The organism is Pseudoblastomonas aquimaris (genome assembly GCF_035481675.1).
GTDB lineage: Bacteria > Pseudomonadota > Alphaproteobacteria > Sphingomonadales > Sphingomonadaceae > Alteriqipengyuania_B.
This window is the reverse complement of the sequence record NZ_JAYJJW010000001.1, coordinates 1331341-1347628: the sequence shown is the minus strand read 5'-3', so window position 1 is coordinate 1347628 and position 16288 is coordinate 1331341. Positions and strand designations below refer to the sequence as shown.

Annotated in this window: 16 protein-coding genes and 1 tRNA gene; 7 read left to right on the top strand and 10 right to left on the bottom strand. The window is 66.2% G+C overall.

The window, feature by feature from the left end; genetic code table 11:
* The first annotated feature begins 14 nt into the window (after positions 1-14).
* Entirely contained in the window at positions 15-767 is a 753-nt protein-coding gene (locus tag VCJ71_RS06690; RefSeq protein ID WP_324639911.1) for a hypothetical protein, read from the top strand.
* Positions 768-887: 120 nt separating this feature from the next.
* On the opposite strand, the gene typA is transcribed toward VCJ71_RS06690, so the two are convergent.
* Positions 888-2729 (bottom strand): translational GTPase TypA, encoded by a 1842-nt coding sequence (typA, locus tag VCJ71_RS06685; protein WP_324639909.1) that lies wholly within the window; start codon positions 2727-2729, stop codon positions 888-890.
* A 260-nt stretch (positions 2730-2989) separates the two neighbouring features.
* Here typA and VCJ71_RS06680 point away from each other — a divergent pair, with 260 nt between their 5' ends.
* Positions 2990-5668: a TonB-dependent receptor gene (locus VCJ71_RS06680; RefSeq protein ID WP_324639908.1), complete on the top strand. Its 2679-nt coding sequence runs from the start codon at positions 2990-2992 to the stop codon at positions 5666-5668.
* A 193-nt stretch (positions 5669-5861) separates the two neighbouring features.
* The gene (locus VCJ71_RS06675) at positions 5862-6302 is read left to right on the top strand and encodes a protein tyrosine phosphatase family protein (protein ID WP_324640893.1); all 441 of its coding nucleotides are present in this window, start codon (positions 5862-5864) and stop codon (positions 6300-6302) included.
* Between the two features lie 9 nt (positions 6303-6311).
* On the opposite strand, the gene VCJ71_RS06670 is transcribed toward VCJ71_RS06675, so the two are convergent.
* Both VCJ71_RS06670 and VCJ71_RS06665 read right to left on the bottom strand, forming a co-directional pair.
* Entirely contained in the window at positions 6312-8834 is a 2523-nt protein-coding gene (locus tag VCJ71_RS06670) for an ABC transporter permease (RefSeq protein ID WP_324639906.1), read from the bottom strand.
* Entirely contained in the window at positions 8831-9547 is a 717-nt protein-coding gene (locus tag VCJ71_RS06665) for an ABC transporter ATP-binding protein (protein ID WP_324639904.1), read from the bottom strand. Before VCJ71_RS06665 ends, VCJ71_RS06670 begins: the two co-directional genes overlap by 4 nt.
* Positions 9548-9575: 28 nt before the next feature.
* On the opposite strand from VCJ71_RS06665, the gene VCJ71_RS06660 reads away from it, so the two are divergent.
* Positions 9576-10286 (top strand): arylesterase, encoded by a 711-nt coding sequence (locus VCJ71_RS06660; RefSeq protein ID WP_324639903.1) that lies wholly within the window; start codon positions 9576-9578, stop codon positions 10284-10286.
* Here VCJ71_RS06660 and recF read toward each other — a convergent pair.
* Positions 10283-11359, bottom strand: coding sequence for a DNA replication/repair protein RecF (gene recF / locus VCJ71_RS06655; protein WP_324639901.1), 1077 nt, complete (start codon positions 11357-11359; stop codon positions 10283-10285). The genes VCJ71_RS06660 and recF overlap by 4 nt on opposite strands.
* Here recF and VCJ71_RS06650 point away from each other — a divergent pair.
* Both VCJ71_RS06650 and VCJ71_RS06645 read left to right on the top strand, forming a co-directional pair.
* The gene (locus VCJ71_RS06650; protein WP_324639900.1) at positions 11358-11741 is read left to right on the top strand and encodes a hypothetical protein; all 384 of its coding nucleotides are present in this window, start codon (positions 11358-11360) and stop codon (positions 11739-11741) included. The two genes, recF and VCJ71_RS06650, sit on opposite strands and share 2 nt — an antisense overlap.
* A complete protein-coding gene (locus VCJ71_RS06645; RefSeq protein ID WP_324639899.1) occupies positions 11738-11956 on the top strand; it encodes a PspC domain-containing protein in 219 nt (72 codons plus the stop codon). The genes VCJ71_RS06650 and VCJ71_RS06645 overlap by 4 nt, the downstream gene beginning before the upstream one ends.
* A 136-nt stretch (positions 11957-12092) precedes the next feature.
* On the opposite strand, the gene VCJ71_RS06640 is transcribed toward VCJ71_RS06645, so the two are convergent.
* Positions 12093-12821, bottom strand: a complete 729-nt coding sequence (locus VCJ71_RS06640; protein WP_324639898.1) for a queuosine precursor transporter — start codon at positions 12819-12821, stop codon at positions 12093-12095.
* Positions 12822-12880: 59 nt separating this feature from the next.
* On the opposite strand from VCJ71_RS06640, the gene VCJ71_RS06635 reads away from it, so the two are divergent.
* Positions 12881-12957, top strand: a tRNA-Arg gene (locus VCJ71_RS06635).
* 25 nt (positions 12958-12982) lie between these two features.
* Here VCJ71_RS06635 and VCJ71_RS06630 read toward each other — a convergent pair.
* The 5 genes from VCJ71_RS06630 to VCJ71_RS06610 all read right to left on the bottom strand — a co-directional run bounded on the left by VCJ71_RS06630 (position 12983) and on the right by VCJ71_RS06610 (position 16280).
* Positions 12983-13756, bottom strand: a complete 774-nt coding sequence (locus tag VCJ71_RS06630) for an NUDIX hydrolase (RefSeq protein ID WP_324639897.1) — start codon at positions 13754-13756, stop codon at positions 12983-12985.
* 523 nt (positions 13757-14279) lie between these two features.
* A complete protein-coding gene (gene grxD, locus VCJ71_RS06625; RefSeq protein WP_324639896.1) occupies positions 14280-14609 on the bottom strand; it encodes a Grx4 family monothiol glutaredoxin in 330 nt (109 codons plus the stop codon).
* 40 nt (positions 14610-14649) lie between these two features.
* Positions 14650-14883 (bottom strand): BolA family protein, encoded by a 234-nt coding sequence (locus tag VCJ71_RS06620; protein ID WP_324639895.1) that lies wholly within the window; start codon positions 14881-14883, stop codon positions 14650-14652.
* Between the two features lie 4 nt (positions 14884-14887).
* Positions 14888-15211, bottom strand: coding sequence for a DUF1476 domain-containing protein (locus VCJ71_RS06615; protein ID WP_324639894.1), 324 nt, complete (start codon positions 15209-15211; stop codon positions 14888-14890).
* Positions 15212-15284: 73 nt separating this feature from the next.
* Positions 15285-16280, bottom strand: a complete 996-nt coding sequence (locus VCJ71_RS06610; RefSeq protein WP_324639893.1) for an NADPH:quinone oxidoreductase family protein — start codon at positions 16278-16280, stop codon at positions 15285-15287.
* Between the last annotated feature and the right edge of the window lie 8 nt (positions 16281-16288).

Below are 16288 nucleotides of genomic sequence, written 5' to 3'. Positions count from 1 at the left end.
TCTAGGGCGCGGTCATGACCGCGCCCTTCGTCACCGGCCTCATGGCGCTCGCCTTTTGCGCCGTGCACGTGTTCATCGGGCGGCTGCGCCAGCTTCATCGTACGCCGCGCAGCCGCTGGCTCAGTTTCGCGGGCGGAGTGGCGGTGGCGTATGTCTTCCTCCACATCCTACCCGAACTCGCCGCCCATGCCGTGACATTCGAAAGGGCCATCGGCTGGCGCACTGCAGTCGCGGAAGGCTGGGTCTACACGCTGGCACTGGGCGGGCTGGTGCTGTTCTACGGGCTGGAGCGCGCGCTCAGCGTGTCGCGTGGAGACCGCCGGGCGGAAGAAGGGCGCGACCGGCCCGCGCACGGGATTTTCTGGCTGCACATCGCGGCATCTTCCACCCTCATCGCCATCATCGCCTACTTGCTCAACCACCGCGAGGACGGCAGTGCGATCGGCCTCGCCCTGTTCTTTGCGGCGATGATCCTGCACCTGCTCACCGCAGATTACGGCGCGCGCTCCGATCATCCCGAGCTTTACGACGTGCGCGGTCGATGGGTCTTGGCGGCTGCAACACTGGGCGGCTGGGCGCTGGGGCTGGTGGTGGAATTGCCCGACATCGCCATCGGCGGCCTGTTCGCGTTCGTCGGCGGAGCCATCGTGCTGGTGGTTCTGAAGGAAGAGTTGCCTCAGGAGCGCGAGAGCTATTTCCTGCCGTTCCTGGGCGGTGCGGCGATCTACGCGGCCCTCGTGCTGGCAGAGCTCACCCTAGCCGCCTGAGCGAAAGCCGGCATAGTTTCGACGCAATAAGCCTGAAGCCTGACGCGGGGGAGTGCGGCGTCAGCGCATCCAACGGCCAGCCGAACTTCCGCGCCGCGCGAAAGTCAGGCTGCGCCGCGATCAGGCCTCGTCCTTGCGCTTCGCTTTCTTGCGCTCATGCGGGTCCAGGATCGCCTTGCGCAGGCGGATCGTGGTCGGCGTGACTTCGACCATCTCGTCGTCGTCGATATAGGCGATGGCCTGCTCCAGCGTCATAAGCCGGGGCGGGGTCAGCTTGATCGCGTCATCCTTGCCGGTGGAGCGGAAGTTGGTCAGCTGCTTCGATTTCAGCGGATTGACTTCGAGATCCTGCGGCTTGGCGTTTTCGCCGATGATCATGCCTTCGTAGATCTTGGCGCCGCCGCCGATGAACATCTCGCCGCGGTCTTCCAGGGCGAACAGGGCATAGGACGTCGCCTCGCCCGTGGCGTTCGACAGCAGCACGCCGTTCTGGCGGCCTTCGATCGGGCCCTTGTGGGCATCGTACTTCTCGAACAGGCGGTTCATGATGCCCGTGCCGCGCGTATCCGACAGGAATTCGCCGTGGTAGCCGATGAGGCCGCGCGACGGGGCGGAAAAGGTGATGCGGGTCTTGCCCTGTCCCGACGGGCGCATTTCGGTGAGCTCCGCCTTGCGGCGCTGCATCTTCTCCACGACCGTGCCAGAATGTTCGTCATCCACGTCGATGACGACGGTTTCGTACGGCTCGAGCCGCTGGCCGTTCTCTTCGCGGAACAGCACGCGCGGGCGTGAAATGCCGAGTTCGAAGCCCTCGCGGCGCATCGTTTCGATCAGCACGCCCAGCTGCAGTTCGCCGCGACCGGCGACTTCGAAGCTGTCCTTGTCCGCACTTTCGGTCACGCGGATGGCGACGTTAATTTCCGCTTCGCGCAAGAGGCGGTCGCGGATCATGCGGCTGGTAACCTTGGTCCCCTCGCGCCCGGCATAAGGGCTGTCGTTGACCGAAAAGCGCATCGCCAGCGTCGGCGGGTCGATCGGCTGCGCGGCGATCGGTTCCTTCACCGAAGGATCGGCGATGGTGTTCGCGACGGTGGCCTTTTCCAGCCCGGCCATCGCGATGATGTCGCCGGCCTGCGCGCTTTCCACCGGCACGCGCTCCAGCCCGTCGAAGCTCATCAGCTTGGTCGCGCGGCCCACTTCCACGACGTTGCCGTCCATGTCGATCGCGTGGATCGGGTCGTTGATGTTGATCCTGCCGGACTGGACGCGGCCGGTCAGCACGCGGCCCATGAAATTGTCGCGGTCGAGCAGGGTGGCAAGGAAGCTGAACTTGCCGTCGACGTCGAGGCCGGGGGCGGGCACGTGGCTGGTGATCAGCTCGAACAGCGGGGCGAGCGTACCGTCGCGTGCATTCTCGTCGTCGCTGGCATAGCCGTCGCGCCCGCTGGCGAAGAGGCTGGGGAAGTCGAGCTGCTCGTCGTTGGCGTCGAGGCTGGCGAAGAGGTCGAACACTTCGTCGAGCACTTCCTGCGGCCGGCCGTCTGGGCGGTCGATCTTGTTGACGACCACGATGGGCTTCAGGCCCAGCGCCAGCGCCTTGCCGGTGACGAACTTGGTCTGCGGCATCGCGCCTTCCGCGCTGTCGACCAGCAGGATGACGCCGTCGACCATGCTCAGGATCCGCTCCACCTCGGCGCCGAAGTCGGCGTGGCCCGGCGTGTCGACGATGTTGATGCGGGTGGTGTTGCCGTCGGCACCTTCCCATTCCACGCTGGTGCATTTCGCCAGGATGGTGATGCCGCGTTCTTTTTCGAGATCGCCGGAATCCATCGCCCGTTCGTCCACCCGCTGGTTCTCGCGGAAGGTGCCGGACTGGCGGAACAGCTGGTCGACCAGCGTGGTCTTACCGTGGTCGACGTGGGCGATGATGGCGATATTGCGAAGGGGCCGGGGGGCGGTCATGCGATTGGTCCGATAGTAAAGGAAAAGGCCGCGGCGCTTGGCGCGCCCGGCCCGGTCGCAGCGCCCCTAGACGATATGCCGCATTGCAGCAAGCCGTGTGTCGCCGTGGACACATGCTGGGCAATTTAGTGCGCAAGGCGGAACGCTAAGGACTTAATCCGCTTGAGGGATTCAGGTCGAACGCGTATCCGCGCGACCAGAGCGGCGGTGTTTCTCCCCAGGACAACGAAAAACCGCCGTTGGAGTGAGAGGAGTTTCCATTGAAAGTTTCTTATATCGGCCGCCGTGCCGCCATGCTCGCCGGTGTCGCCGGGCTGGGCCTGATCCTTCCCGCCGCCGCCCATGCGCAGGCCGCGGCCAACCCCGTCAACCAGGACGGTGACGAATTCCCGGCCGAAGAGGAATTCGCCGTCGGCAACGAGATCGTCGTTACCGCGACCAAGCGCGAACAGACGCTGCAGGAAATCCCGGTCGCCGTGTCCGTGACCGGTGCCGAAACGCTCGAGCGTGCAGCCATCCGCGACCTCAACGACCTGCAGACCGTGGTGCCGTCGCTGCGCGTCAACCAGCTGCAGAGCTCGGCCAACACCAACTTCATCATCCGCGGCTTCGGCAACGGCGCCAACAACGCCGGCATCGAGCCGTCGGTCGGCGTGTTCGTGGACGGCGTCTATCGCAGCCGCACCGCCAGCCAGATCAACGACCTGCCCGACGTGCAGCGTGTCGAGGTCCTGCGCGGCCCGCAGTCGACTCTGTTCGGCAAGAACGCTTCCGCCGGCGTGATCTCCATCGTCACGCGCGAGCCGCAGTTCCTGCCCGAAGGTACGCTGGAAGTCAGCTACGGCAACTACAACGCGCTGGTCGTGAAGGGCTATGCCACCAGCGGCATCAGTGACACCGCGGCGCTGAGCCTGGCTGCCGGCGTCAACCGCCGCGACGGCTATCTCGAAGACCTGAACACGGGCGTCGAATCGAACGAGCGCATGCGCGCCTTCGTTCGCGGTCAGGCCCTGTGGGAGCCGACCGCCGACCTTACCTTCCGCCTGATCGCCGATTACGACGTGATCGACGAAGTGTGCTGCGGCGTCGTGAACCTGCAGCAGTCCGCCGCCACCCAGGCCGTCCGCGCCGTGGGCGGTAACGTGAACGATCCGGCAGACCCGTTCGCCGACCAGATCTACACGAACTTCCCTTCGACCAACCTGATCAAGAATTACGGCTTCTCCGGCCAGATCGACTACGATCTCGGCCCGGTCACGCTGACCTCGATCACCGCCTACCGCAATTCCGATGCGGTAACGAACCAGGATGCGGACTTCACCAGTGCCGACCTGATCGGCGAGCTGAGCCAGGACCTGAACATCGACACTTTCACCCAGGAAGTGCGCGCCAACGCGTTGATCGGCGATCGCGGCAGCCTGCTGATAGGGGCGTACTATTTCGACGAGAGCATCGATCAGGACAACGTGCTGTCCTACGGCGACGATTTCCGTCCCTATGCCAACCTGCTGGTTCAGGGTGCTACCGGCGGCGCGCTGAATGTACCGGCACTGGAAGGCACTTTCGGTGCGCTTGAGGGCGCGCCCGGCCGCTATATCGGCCAGTTCTTCCGCAGCGGTACCGGGCTGGACGAGACTTACACGCTCGACAACCAGGCGTTCTCGATCTTCGGTCAGTTCGATTACGAGCTGATCGATGGTCTGACGCTGACGCTGGGCGGCAACTGGACCACCGACGAGAAGACCTTCACCACCGACGTGGTTTCGACTGACGTGTTTGCAGGCCTCGACCTCGACAACCCGGCTTACGCCCCATTCCGCCAGCAGCTGCTGCTTGGCGGTGCGCTGGCCCAGGCGGGCGTCAACGTGAACGATCCGGCGGGGGTGTTCGCTTTCGCGACCAGCCCGACGACGGCGCCGATCTACCAGCAGTTCCTGCTGTTTGCGCAGGCCAATGCCAACAATCCGGCCGCCAATCCGCTGGGCGGCCTGCGGGCGCTGCAGTTCTCGCCGCCGTTCCTCAACGTCCCCAACGCGGTCGAGGATGGCAAGACGGAGGACGACAACTTCTCCTACACCATCCGCCTCGCCTACGACGTGTCGCCGGACCTCAACATCTACGCAAGCTATGCCACCGGCTTCAAGGCGAGCTCGATCAACCTGTCGCGTGACAGCCGTCCGCTGCTGAGCGATCGTGCCGCCATCGAAGCGGCCGGCATCGACCGCGTCAACCAGAGCTACGGCAGCCGCTTTGCAGGGCCGGAAGAAGCCAAGGTGATGGAATTCGGCGCCAAGCTGAACCTGGACCGCTTCAGCGCAAACCTGGCCGTGTTCGACCAGACGATCGAAGGCTTCCAGTCCAACATCTTCACCGGCACCGGCTTCGCGCTGGCCAACGCCGGTGAGCAGTCGACCTTCGGTGTCGAGCTGGAAACCAGTTTCAACCCGATCGATGCATTGTCGCTGACCTTTGCGGCAACTTATCTCGATCCCATCTACGACAGCTTCCCGAACTCCGCGTTCGGCGACGCTTCGGGCCGTGCCCCGGCCGGTATCCCGGAATGGGTGCTGCAGGCAGGTGCCAACTACATCGCCGAACTCGGCGCGGACGACCTGATCTTCAACGTCGGCTACTACTACGCCAGCGAAACGCAGATCGCGGACGGCCTGCCGGGCTTCATCACCACCAACCCCGATGGCTCGCCGAACTACCAGACGGCGTTCGATGCCGCCGCGCCGTTCACCCGCGAAGTGAACCAGCTCGACGCGTCGATCACCTGGGCGATGGAAAACGGCATTTCGCTGCAGGTGTGGGGCCGCAACCTCCTCGACGATCGCTACATCTCGACGATCTTCGACTCGGTCGCCCAGTCGGGCTCGATCTCCGGCTACACCAGCCCGCCGCGCACCTACGGCGTGGCCCTGCGCTACAAGTGGTAGGCTGAAGCGCTACTGCCGAATAACGAAAGGGCTCCGCTACGGCGGGGCCCTTTTTCGTTCGGAAGCGCGGTCCGCGCCATACGCAAGACAATCGCAACCATTCGGGTCAAGGCGCTGTCCACTATCACGGAACACCGCGTGGTCATTGGTTCATCGCTAGGGCTAACGGGCATTTTACCAAGGACCCGATACCATCGCCCAGTTTTTCACCCTCGATGCCGAAACCATCTGCGCCACGCAGATCGAACCGGCGGACATGGCCCAAATCAAGGCCATGGGGGTGACGCTTATCGTCAACAACCGGCCGGACCGGGAATCGAGCGACCAACCAGATGGCGCGGAAATAGAGGCGGCAGCGCGCGACGAGCGGATCGCCTATCGCGAAATCCCGATCACGATGGGCGGGGCCGGCGAAGACGATATTGCCGCCTTGGCGAGAATCCTCCAGCGGCACGGCGCCAAGCGATTGCTCTATTGCCGCTCCGGGACGCGCAGCGCGCTGCTGTGGGGACTTGCGCAGGCGCAGCTGAGCCGCAGCGCGTCGGAAGTCTGCGCAGCAATCGAGGCGGCGGGTTTCCGTTCCGGACCCGTGCGGGCTTCGATCGAGCGGATGGCTGCGGGGAAGGCCGCCTAATCCGAGCGTCTAATCCGAACGCAGGGCGCGCGCCGGCTTGGCGCGCAGCAGCGGCAGCGATCCGCCCAGCGCAAAGGCGATAACCAGCGCGAGCCCGGCCCCGAGCACGCCCAGCACCGTGCCCCAGTCCGGCAACCAGTCGAATTCGAACAACTGCGTCACGACCAGCCATGCAAGCCCGGACCCGAGGCCGAGCGCGACCAGCGCCAGGATCGCGGCGAGCGCGCCATATTCGGCCAGTTGCAACAGGAGCAACTGGCGCCGGCTCGCGCCGAGCACGCGAAGGATCACCGTGTCGTAAATCCGGCTCGCCCGCGCCGCGGCTATTGCGCCCAGCAGGACGGCCAGGCCCGCCAGCACCGCGACCGATGCCGCGGCCAGGATCGCGGTGCCGACCTGCCCCAAGAGTTCGCGCGCTTGGGTGAGGACCGAACCGATCTCGATCACCGAGCTTGAGGGCAGGGTGCGGACGAGGTCACGCAGCAGCGGACCGGTGTCCGCGCCTTCCGGCAGTTCGATGGTGGCCGCCAGATTGTGCGGTGCGTCGCGCAGGGCATTGGGGGAGAACACGAAAACGTAATTGAAGCCGAAGCTGTCCCAGTCGATCGTGCGGAAACTGGCGATCCGTGCGGTGCGCTCCACGCCGAGGATGCCGACGGTGATCGTGTCGCCCAGCTTCAGGTCGATCGCTTCGGCAAGCTCCTCGTCGACCGATACGAGCGGCTCGCCCTCGTAATCCGCACCCCACCATTCGCCGGCGGTCAGCGTGTTTCCTTCCGGCACTTCGTCGGCATAGGTGAGGCCGCGCTCGCCGCGCAGGGGCCAGGCACCGTCGGGGATCTCTTCCAGTTCGGCGACCACGACCTGCGCATCCTCCGGCCCGTAGGCCAGGATCTTGCCGCGCAGGGCCGGGACCGTTCGCACCTCCGCCGCCGGGTTGTCGCGTGCCACCAGCGCGCGGAACTCCGCCTCGCTGTCGCGCGGCACGTCGAGCACGAAATAGTCCGGCGCCTGCGCGGGGACGCGCTGCCGGATATTGCCGTCGATGGCGCTCTGGATGGCGGCGAGCAGCACGAAGGCGGACAAGCCGAAGCCGAGCGCGGTAACCAGCTGGCCGGTCGGCGCGCCCGGACGGTGCAGGTTCGCCTTTGCCGTGCGGAGCAGCGGGTTGCGGGGGCTGGGCAGGCGCGCGGCGAGCTTGCGGATGATCCAGCCGAGCAGCGCCAGCAGGCCGAGCAGGACCGCCGCCCCGCCGAGGAAGCCGGCGCTGAGCAAGGGTTGCGGCGCGCCGACGAGTGCGAGTGCCACGATCCCCGCGAGCCCTCCCACGACCCACGGTGCGCCTTCCTTCCAGCGCTGCGACAGCGGGCTCACCCGTGCGCGCATCAGCGCCATGGCCGGAAACCGCCGCGCGGCTAGCAGGGGCGGGGCGGCGAATACCAGCGCCACCAGCAGCCCGAAGCCGGCTGCGCGCAGCAGGGCTAATGGATCGATGGCGAAACCGCTCCCTGTCGGCAGCAGGTCGGCCAGCGCACGGGCGAGGAACGGCGTGACCGCCATCCCGACCACCAGGCCCGCGACGCTGCCGATCAGCGCCGCCGCGCCGATCTGCAGGGCGTAGATGCGGGCGATGTCGCGGCTCGACGCGCCGAGGACTTTCAGCGTGGCGATGCTGCTGCGGCGCGCTTGCAGGTAGGACGACACACCGCCGCCGATGCCGATGCCGGCAATGACCAGCGCGGCCAGGCCGACGAGGACGAGGAATTCGCCCATCCGGCTGACGAAACGGTCGGCTCCGGGCGAGGCATTGTCGCGGGTGCGATATTCGAACCCTGCTTGCGGGAAACGCTCCTCCAGCGCCTCCGCCAGGGCTTCCGTATCGCGGCCGACATCGTCGAGCGCCACGCGGTACCGCGCCCGGTAAAGCGCGCCGGGTTCGAGCAAGCCTGCTTCTCCCGGAAAGGCGCGGTCGACGATGACCGTGGGGCCGAGCGAGAAGCCTTCGGAAAGCTGGTCGGGCTCGGTCTCGATAATTCCCGCCACGCGCAGTTCCTGCCCGGCGATGGTCACCGTGTCGCCCACCGCCGCGTCGAGCCTGTCGGCAGCGCCTTTCGCGATAAAGGCCTCGCCCGCGGCCGGTGCGTCGGCCGCGCGCCCGCCTGTCAGGGTGAGAGAGCCGACCAGCGGATACTCGCTGTCGACCGCCTTCAGCCCGACCGGCGCGGCGTTCTCGCCCGCCGTTGCCATCGCCTGCATCCGGAAGCCGCCGGATACGGTGCCCAGCTGCTCCAGCGCAGCCAGTTCGTCCGGGGCGAGGTCGCGTTGCCAGACCGAAAGCTGGATGTCGCCGCCCAGGAATTCGCGGCCGCGCGCCTCGATCTCGCCGCCGACCGCGCTGGTCAGCGTGCCGATGGCCGCAAGAGCGCCGACGCCGAGGAACAGGCAGATAACGAGCAGGCGCAGCCCGCGGAAGCGCCCGTTGAGGTCGCGCCGGGCGATCCGCCAGGCGGTGGCCCAGGAGATATTGCTCACTCGCGGCCGTCCGAAGCGACGAGCCCGTCGGCGAGGCGCACGATGCGCTCGCAGCGCTTGGCGAGGCTTTCGTCATGGGTGATGACGACCAGCGTCGCACCGGTTTCTGCGCGCCGTGCGAACAGCAGGTCGACGATTTCCGCGCCTGTTGCCGCATCGAGGTTGCCGGTCGGCTCGTCGGCGAAGATAATGGCCGGGCGCGGTGCAATCGCGCGGGCGATGGCGACGCGCTGCTGCTCGCCGCCGGAAAGCTGGGTCGGGTAATGGCCCCGCCGGTGGCCAAGGCCGACAGCCACCAGTTCCGCCTCGGCCCGCTCCGCCGCGTCCGCCATCCCGGCCAGTTCCATCGGGGTCGCCACGTTTTCGCGCGCGGTCATGGTCGGCAGCAGGTGGAAGGCCTGCAACACGATGCCGATGCGCCCGCGCCGCGCGGCGGCGAGCGCATCTTCGTCCATATGCGTGAAATCCTGCCCCGCAACGCCGAGCGAGCCGCCCGTCGCCCGCTCTAGGCCGGAAAGGACCGCCATCAGCGAGCTCTTGCCCGATCCCGACGGACCGAGCAGCGCCACCATCTCGCCGGCGCGGACCGTCAGGTCGATGCCGCGCAGGATATCGACCGGTGCGGCGGCATCGCCAAGCGTCAGGGTGAGGTTTTCGGCGACGATGGCCGGGCTGGTTTCGGGAGAGGTGGACACGGGATGCAGCGATGGCATAGCTGGCGGGCAAGTCCAAGGAGGTTGCATGCTGAAACCTGTTTTTCCCGCTCGCGCGATGGCGCTGGCCCTGGCCATGACCCTGTCGGCTTGCGGGAGCGCGGAGCCGGCGCAGGCGCCGGAAAGCGACGCGACCCCAGGCGGAGTCGTCACCGAGAGCGCGGCGATAGCGGGGCCTTCGCGCACCATCCTCGCCTTCGGTGACAGCCTGTTCGCCGGCTACCGTTTGCAGCCTTCGGAAAGCTATCCGGCGCAGCTGCAGGCGGCCCTGCGCGCGGAAGGCATCAACGCGACCGTCCAGAACGCGGGCGTATCGGGCGACACCACCGCCGCCGGCCGGCAGCGCTTCGCCTTCACCCTCGATAACATGGCGACGAAGCCAGACCTCCTGATCCTGGAGCTGGGGGGCAACGACCTGCTGCGCGGCCTTCCGGTAGAGGAAACGCGCGCTAACCTCGACTTCATGATGGCCGAAGCGACCAAGCGCGGCATTCCCGTGCTGCTGATGGGCATGCGCGCGCCGCCCAATTACGGCGGCGATTTCCAGCGCCAGTTCGACGCGATCTACCGCGACCTCGCGCGCGAATACGACGCCGATCTCGTGCCGTTCTTCCAGGAACCTATCATTGCGCGGCCGGAGCTCAACCAGGCGGACCGAATCCACCCCACGGCACAAGGCGTGGCCGCGCTGGTCGAAGCGACGCTGGACGACGTGCAGGACGCCTTGCCGCCCAGCTAGAGCCGCGTCACCTCGCCATGGGATACCCGCCAGCGGGCGGCGTCGGCGGGCAGGTCGCTGAAGGGCGCGAGCTCGGTCCCGGTCAGCCAGACCTGCGCGTCCATGCCGGCAAGCCGTTCGAACAGGGCCGCGCGTCGAACCGGGTCGAGATGGGCGGCGACTTCGTCCAGCAACAGCAGGCCGGGCCGCTCCCTCAAGGCGAGTTCGAGATGCGCGAGGACGATGGCGATCAGCATCGCCTTCTGCTCCCCGGTCGAGGCCTGCGCCGCGGGCACGCCCTTGCCCGCAAGGGTCACGGAAAGCTCGCTGCGATGCGGGCCGGTCAGCGTGCGCCCCGCAGCCCGGTCGCGCTCCCGCCCGCGGGCCAGCGCCTCGGCCAGTGCATCACCGTGTATCGGGCCGCCGTGGTCAAGCGCGAGTTCGGGCCGCGCGAAGGGTTCGTCCGGCATGGCGGAAAGCGCCCCCGCCAGTGCCTCGACCAAGCGCGCCCGCCCGGCAGCAAGAGCCGCGCCCTGTTCGGCCAGCTGGGCCTCGACAGCCGAAAACCAGCGCGCTTCGGGCATGGTGTCCGCCGACAGAAGGCGGTTGCGTTCGCGCAAGGCGGCTTCATATCGGCTCGCATGGCGTGCGTGGACAGGTTCCAGCGCCACGACCAGCCGGTCGAGGAAGCGGCGCCGTGCGCCCGCGCTATCGGTGAAAAGGCGATCCATCGCGGGCGTCAGCCACGATGCGGCGAACCATTCGCCGATCTGCGCCGTGCTGGTCTCTGCGCCGTTGATGCGCGTGACGCGGCGGTTGGGCCGGCCGGGGAGGGTGCCGGTGCCGATCGCCAGCTCGTCCTCGCCCGCCATCAGGGCGTTTACCGCAAAACTGCCATCGCCACCTGCCATCGCCATCTCCGCCAGCGCCGCCCGGCGCAAGCCGCGCCCGGGGGCGAGGAGGGACAATCCTTCCAGCACATTGGTCTTGCCCGCGCCGTTCTCTCCCACCAGCAGGTTGAAGCGCGCCAGGCCGCCGAGCGAAGTCGCGGCGTGATTGCGGAAACGGACAAGGGAAAATTGGGCGAGCGGCATGATCCTTGCCAGCGATACGAGGGGTTTTGCGGCGCGCCAATGGCCGTGTGAATTCGAACTGCGGCAATGTGCTGGAATTGCCAAACCAACAGTTGGTGAATTTTACCAAGCAATGGCATTCAGCAAAATGAAAGCAATCATCGATGGCGCAGAAATGGCGGAAAACAGCCATTTTCCGAAACTGGCACGGCCCATGCAATGGTGTTTGTGTCGGCAGAATGGTTCTCCGGCACCGATGAAAGGAAACACAATGTTTGGTCTGTCCGCAAAATTCGAACAGCTCGCTTCGGTCGTTTCGGCCTTCGCGATCTCCGCAGCCTTCCTGGCTTTCGCCATCGTTCCGGCCGAAAATGCCAGCGCCGTTGCAGGGATGGTCGCATGAGTCAGCTCGACAAGAAGGGCCCCGTGATCGGTTCGAGTCCCGCAGAATTCCGTCTCGACAAGGACAACGGCAAGCTGCTCGGTGTCTGCGCGGGGCTCGCCAACCGGTTCGACTGGGACCCGATGATCGTCCGCCTCGGCTTCGTTGCCGCGACCATCCTCGGCTTCGGATCCGCCATCCTGATCTATCTCGCCATCGGCCTGATCGCGGATTGATTTACAACTGCCTCGCTACGGGAGAATTTCCAATCCGTCCCGCAGGGGACGGCAAGGCCGACCGGCCGCCCGCAGCGGGTCCGGCGAAGCCGGACGCAAGCGAGGATATCGCGCGCCGGAGGCGTGCGGAAACAAACTATCTGAAAGGAGAGAAATCCGTATCCGTATCGAAAACATCCACCCCCTCGCGGCGCTTCAGCCAGCCGACAGCGGCATAGGTCGCGGGGGTAAGAAGGGCCTCCCAAGCGGTTTTTAGCGCCCACTGGGTCAGCGCCACCGTGACGACCAGTTCGGTGGTCCAGCCTTCCACGCCGAGGAACGCTATCGGGTAGAATAGCGCGCTGTCCACGCCTTGGCCGACCACGGTCGACCCGATCGTCCGGGTCCACAGATAGCGGCCTCCGGTCCAGATCTTCATCTTCGCCAGCACATAGGCATTCACGAATTCGCCGGCCCAGAAGGCGACGATCGAGGCCGCCACGATGCGCGGGACCTGGCCGAAAACGCGGGTATAGGCATCCTGGTTGCCCCAGTCCGCTGCCGGCGGCATCGCCACCACCGCCCAGCTCATGAAAGCCATGAAGACAAGCGCGGCAAACCCCGTCCAGATCACCCGCCGCGCGCGGGCATAGCCGTACACTTCGGTCAGCACGTCCCCGATCACATAGGATACGGGGAAGAACAGCAGCCCCGCGCCGAACGGGATGGTGCCGAGCCCCGGCACGGTAATCTCCGCCACCTTGCCTGCGCCGATGACGTTCGACAGCAACAGCACCGTCACGAACGCCGCCATGACGAAATCGGCATAGCGGAAGCGGGGCGGCGTTGCCGGCGTGGCAGGGGGTCCGGGCGGGGTTTCCGTCATGCCAGCCGCCTAACCCGATTTGCGCCTGCCGCAAAGCGCGCTAAAGCGCCGCCCAGCGCGCGCCCGTAGTTCAACTGGATAGAGCACGAGCCTTCTAAGCTTGGAGTTGCAGGTTCGAGTCCTGCCGGGCGCGCCAGATCGTTTCGGCCCGGAAGGGCCGGTCATCCCCGCATGGCACTGCCGATTTCCTCTTCCGTTACCGGGTAGCCGAGGTCGCCGGGGATCGTCAGCACGCGGCCGCCTTCGCGATCCTCGATCTGCGGTGTGATGGTGCGGACCGGAGTTGCTTCGGCACGGGCCTTCGCAGCGCAGAAATCGGCGAATGTGGCCAATCGTTCGAGGTTGCGGCGGGTCGGGAATATCACCGAAATTTCGCCGCGATCGGCCGCGGCCAATGCATCGTTGGCACTGGTCCAGAACAGGCGAGTGTTCTCCGTCGCGTCCACGGCGATGTCGACTGCGCCGGTGCCGATGTCGTAGAGGTAGAAATGCGTGTCGAAGCTGCGTTCGTGGCGGAAACGCGGCCACCAGCGCGCGAAATAGACCAGCCGCGACAGGTCGAGCGTCCAGCCGAAGCGAACGAGCACGGGTGCGAGCGCCACGGTTTCCAGCAGCATGGCGCGCGCATCGGAGGCCTCCGCCGCGCTGACAGCTTCCTTCACCGCGATGACGAGGCCGGTTTCCTCCAGCGTTTCGCGCATCGCGGCGATCATGGCGGCGCCTTGGGTTTCGTCGAGCTGCGGTGCGATGCGCGCGGCAAGATCGCGGTCTGCCGGGTCGATGCGTCCGCCGGGGAACACCGCCATACCGCCTGCAAAGCTCATGTTGCGCGATCGCGTGACCATCAGCAGCTGCGGCGGCCCGCCGGCCGGATCGTTACGGAAGATGACGACGGTTGCGGCCGGGATCGTTTCGGGTTGCGGATCGCCACTCATGTGGCGCTTGTGCGGGCAGGGCGTGCGGCGGGCAAGCGAAATCCGGGCGAGGCCTGTCGGTCCGCTTTACACACGGGTGCCGCGTTAACGCCATGCTTACCATCGCACCGGGCAGGGATTGCCGGATTTTCCAAACTGGCACGGGGAATGCATCGGTGATGGCGTACGCTGGTTCGTACAGTCTTCGAATTAAGGCGGGGCCGTCACCTACCCCTGTTGCCCCACAACCCGGTCACACGGTCCCGCCTTAACCCCTGAAATTCTGTTTCATGACCGCGCCTCCGCGCGGTCGTCCTTGCGGCTATTCTCTCCGCCGGGACTTCGTTCCGGCTGCGAGGCCGCTGCGGTCGGCCGGTCGGCCTCTGGCACCGCGTGCGCGGTGCGACAGTGCTAGTCGGCAAGCCAAGTCGCGGAGCTCCGCCGCGCAGGCGGCGGCAAGGGCGACCGCCCGCCCCGGACCTGCCCCGCCGCGTAGCGGTGGGAACAGCAGGGAGGACGAAGCCGCGGAGGCGGCTTCATGAAGCTAGGATACTTCCTTCACGCCTTTTTCGGTCATCAGGGTCTTGAGTTCGCCGCTTTCGAACATTTCCATCATGATGTCGCTGCCGCCCTGGAATTCGCCCTTCACGTAGAGCTGGGGGATGGTCGGCCAGTCGGAATAGGACTTGATGCCCTGGCGGATTTCCATGTCCTGCAGCACGTCGACGCTGCCGTATTCGACCCCGAGGTTTTCGAGGATCGCGACCGCGCGGCTGGAAAAGCCGCATTGCGGGAACAGGGGCGTGCCCTTCATGAACAGGACCACGTCGTCCTTGCTGACGATTTCGTCGATGCGGGAATTGATGTCGGACATGTGTGCGGCCTCGCGGAAGTCTGGAAGAATGCGTTGACGCTCAGTTGGGTGCGGCGGTCGTGAGTTGCAAGGCGTGAAGCTCCCCGCCCATGCGCCCGCCCAGCGCGTCGTAGACCATCTTGTGCTGGGCCACGCGCGCCTTCCCGGCGAAGGCGGGGCAGACGACATGCGCGGCATAATGGTCGCCATCGCCGGCGAGGTCGCGGATCTCGACCTCGGCATCGGGCAGGGCGGCCTTGATCAGCCGTTCGATCTCGTCTGCTGCCATCGGCATCGGCTCAGCTTTCTTCCATCAGCTGGCGGCGCGCCTCGACGCTCTTTTCTTCGAGCTTGGCGCGGATATCGGCTTCGGAGACGTCGCAATCGGATGCCGTGAGATCGCCGAGCAGCTTGCGGATCACGTCCTCGTCGCCCGCTTCTTCGAAGTCGGCCTGTACGACGGCCTTCTTGTAGGCGTCGGTTTCCTCTTCGGTCAGGCCCATCAGGCCAGCAGCCCATTCGCCCAGCAGGCGGTTGCGGCGCGCGGCGACGCGGAAGGCCATTTCGTCGTCCATTGCGAACTTGGCTTCCTCGCCTTTGCGGCGGTCGGAAAAGTCGGTCATTGAAAGTGCTCCCTGAAATTCGGCCGCGAGATAGGCGCGCGGCAAAGGCCGCGCAATCGTTTCGGCCACAATCTTACATCGTGACGACGAGCTTGCCCACCGCCTCGCGGTTTTCCAGCTTCGCGATGGCTTCGCCGCCGCGTTCCAGCGGGAAGGTCTCGCTCACCAGCGGCTTGATCCTGCCGTCCTTCAGCCATTCAAATAGCTGGGCGATATTCTCGGCGTTCTTCTTCGGCTCTCGCGCAGTAAATGCGCCCCAGAAGACGCCGCGGATGTCGCAGCTTTTCAGCAGCGTCAGGTTGAGCGGCATCTTCGCGATTCCCGCCGGGAAGCCGATGACGAGGAAACGGCCTTCCCATGCGATCGAGCGCAAGGCAGGCTCCGAATAGTCGCCGCCGACGATGTCGTAGACGATGTCAGCGCCGTTCGGGCCAACCGCCGCCTTGAAGTCGTTCGCCAGCTGCTTCGACGTGTCCTTGTCGAACGGCGCGCGCGGGTAGATCACCACTTCGTCCGCTCCGGCCTTGCGCGCGATGTCGGCCTTTTCCTCGCTGGAAACGCCGGCGACCACGCGGGCGCCATAGGCTTTGGCGATCTCGATGGCGGACAGGCCCACGCCGCCGGCTGCGCCGAGTACCAGCACGGTTTCGCCTTCGGCAATGTCGCCGCGGTCCTTCAGCCCGTGGATCGTGGTGCCGTAGGTCATCAGCAGCGAAGCGGCGATTTCGAAATCCACCCCATCGGGGATGGCGAACATGCGACCCGCATCCACGGTGACCTTTTCGGCCAGGCCGCCGTTGCCGAGCATGGCGATGACCCGGTCGCCGGGCTTCCACTGGGTCACGCTGTCCCCCACGGCCTCGACCACGCCGGCAATCTCGCCGCCGGGCGCGAAGGGGCGTGGCGGCTTGAACTGGTAGAGATCGCGCGTGATCAGCGTGTCGGGATAATTGATCGCGCAGGCCTTCACCGCGACCAGCACCTCGTTCGCGGCGGGAACGGGCGCGTCGATTTCGTCCAGCGTCAGGGTTTCCGGGCCGCCGACCTCATGGCTTCGCAGGGCTTTCATGTCGCGTC